1 protein-coding gene and 1 pseudogene are annotated in these 2,150 nt (G+C 26.8%); both read right to left on the reverse strand.

The window, feature by feature from the left end:
- Nucleotides 1–445, reverse strand: a 445-nt coding sequence (locus Q0F58_RS19135) for a hypothetical protein (protein ID WP_294379631.1), incomplete at its 3' end; no start/stop codon positions are given.
- 417 nt (nt 446–862) lie between these two features.
- Nucleotides 863–1,999 (reverse strand): annotated as a pseudogene (locus Q0F58_RS19140) (tyrosine-type recombinase/integrase).
- Between the last annotated feature and the right edge of the window lie 151 nt (nt 2,000–2,150).

A 2,150-nucleotide genomic window follows, 5' to 3' on the forward strand; every position in this document is an offset into this window, starting at 1 on the left:
CTTTTAAGTTAATTCTTTCCTTCAATTCATCAGCCTTTTTGTTGTCTTTTTCCAAATTTTCAGTAATTCTAAATAATGTGCATTTAAACATATCTGCCCTAAAATTAAAATAATAACTTGTTCCATTTCCAACTAGTTCTTTTAAACTATTATTGAACACATAATAATCAATAATCTCCTTACTTTTAGGTTCATTAATCAACTGATTTATTAAATATAAATATCTAATATAATATGTATAAGCATTTAAATAAATTGACAAGCCATGTAAATTAATGCTTAAATTAGGTTTGTATTTTTCTTCCATCTTATGGATGATATCAATAGAAGATTTATCATTATTAATCGCTATATGATATAGAGCATTCAGTAATTCATATAAATCTGTGCTAATATATTTTGATAATTCATCTTTATTTAATATTTTAATATCATTACTCTGCATTTCAACTTCTCCCTAGTTTCAAATAATTGTATATTTTTATAATATATTGTATTTGTCATTTTGTAAATTATGAAATAAACTTAACAATTTATAATGTTGAATTGTTAAGTTTATTTCACTATATATTTATTTAATTTAAGCAAAGATACAAGCTCCAAGCATAAAAATTTTACACCATTTTTACACCATAGTTATATTTACATACATTTATATATATTCACTTATAAATATGGACATTTGTGTTTTCAATGCTTTACAGCTACTTATGGTCACTTATAATTCTTTTCTCATTGAATCATGGGTTCGATTCCCGTATGGGTCACCAATTAGATTGCTGAAACCGCATTATTGCTGGTTTTCAGCTTTTATTTTGCCCAAAAAGGTGACACTACGGTGACACTTTTTCTTCTGGAAGTTTTAACTAAACATTTTATCCAGTAATTGGGCTGTATTTTTATTCATATCATCAACTATATGTGTATAAGTATTCAAGGTCATTCTTATATCACTATGTCCTAATCTTTGAGATACTACTTTTATATTTTCACCATTTGCAATTAACATAGTTGCATGAGTATGTCTTAATCCATGAAACGTAATTTTCGGTAACTGCATATAATTTTCTTTTTCTTCTACTTCATCAGCAGGTTTGGAGAATTCTTTTATCTTTTTTGAAAAGTTAGTTGAAAGAGCTTTAGGGTTATAAGCATTTCCCATTCTATCTAGAACAATATAATCTTAACTTTCAGCATTTCTATGTTCTTTCAATTTTTTTAAATAATCAATAAGGACTAATGGTATAGTAATTTTTCTATTACTGCATTGTGTTTTCAATTTACCAAGGAATAATACTTTCGTATTAGTTTCATATATGAGCTGATTTGAGACTGAAATTATTCCAGAATCAAAATCTACATCACACCATCTAAGACCACATAATTCACTAACTCTAAGCCCTGTAAGAACATCTATGAATATTGGTGTATATAGATAAGTATCTCTTATATGATTAAGAAAAAATTCCACATGATGCTTTTCCCATACTTTAATTTCTGGCTTTTCAAGCTTCTGCTTCTCTATATCTGTTGGTAATTCATAAATCAGCTTATTTTTCTTAGCGTACTTCAAACAGCTTATAACTATATCTAAATTCTTTTTAGCTGTTGCAGGCTTATGTTTCTTTTTGCTAATCAAAGTATTATAAAAGTTCTGTATAATTTGATTATTTAACTGATCTAATCTATATCTTCCTAACAAAGGTATAACATTAGTCTTTATCCTTGATAAATACCCTACTCTTGTATTTATTCCAATATTATATTGTTTATATTCATCATACCATGTTGTTATATAATCCTTAAACAATATGCTGCTATCTACTGATGCTATATATCCTTTTTCTTTTTGATCCATAACCTGTGTCACATAAGCTTCAGCTTCTTTCTTTGTTCTAAACCCCTGCTTAATTATTTTCTTTCTCTTTCCATAAAGATCAAATCCTAAACTAACAGTAACTTTCCAATTGCCTTTTGCCACTTGTTTATAACTTGCCATAATGTTTCCTCCCCCTGACAAGATAAGATTATTACTTAATTCTCAATAAATGTCTACAGGAAATTTATAAAATAATTTGGACCTATGTCAATATAGTAGACACATTTTTTTAGTTTTTTAAGCAGATTTTAAAATAAGATCTTCATAATCT

The organism is uncultured Clostridium sp., assembly GCF_934754915.1.
Lineage (GTDB): Bacteria > Bacillota > Clostridia > Clostridiales > Clostridiaceae > Clostridium.